Consider the following 533-nt stretch of genomic DNA (forward strand, 5'->3'; position numbering starts at 1 on the left):
TCGGACCACATCACGTGGTCAGCGATAAGTGGTTACGTCACGCAACAAATAAGAAAACCCTCTAGGACGGGTCCTAAAGGGTTTGAGAATTCTTGGCATAAAAAAAAGGAACCTTTACGCTTCCTGAGTAGTTAAATATGGCGGTCCCGACGGGAATCGAACCCGCGATCTCCTGCGTGACAGGCAGGCATGTTAACCGCTACACCACGGGACCGCAATCCGCGGGAAACCCCCCGCGCTGTAAGTGACCCGTACGGGATTCGAACCCGTGTTACCGCCGTGAAAGGGCGGTGTCTTAACCACTTGACCAACGGGCCATGTTGATGAATCATGGCGGAGAGCAAGGGATTCGAACCCTTGAGGCGCTATTCACGCCTACACGATTTCCAATCGTGCTCCTTCGGCCAACTCGGACACCTCTCCATAATGGCTCCCCGAACAGGACTCGAACCTGTGACAACTCGATTAACAGTCGAGTGCTCTACCGACTGAGCTATCAGGGAACAATAATTATTCAGATGTTTGATCACCTG

Annotated in this window: 4 tRNA genes; all 4 read right to left on the bottom strand. The window is 52.3% G+C overall.

Annotated elements, in window-relative coordinates:
* Positions 1-138: 138 nt before the first annotated feature.
* A tRNA-Asp gene (locus U1T56_RS24530) sits at positions 139-214 on the bottom strand.
* 31 nt (positions 215-245) lie between these two features.
* A tRNA-Glu gene (locus U1T56_RS24535) sits at positions 246-317 on the bottom strand.
* Between the two features lie 14 nt (positions 318-331).
* Positions 332-423 (bottom strand) — tRNA-Ser (locus tag U1T56_RS24540).
* Positions 424-427: 4 nt separating this feature from the next.
* Positions 428-503 (bottom strand) — tRNA-Asn (locus U1T56_RS24545).
* Between the last annotated feature and the right edge of the window lie 30 nt (positions 504-533).

It is taken from the genome of Benzoatithermus flavus (assembly GCF_037908215.1).
GTDB classification, from domain to species: domain Bacteria; phylum Pseudomonadota; class Alphaproteobacteria; order Geminicoccales; family Geminicoccaceae; genus Benzoatithermus; species Benzoatithermus flavus.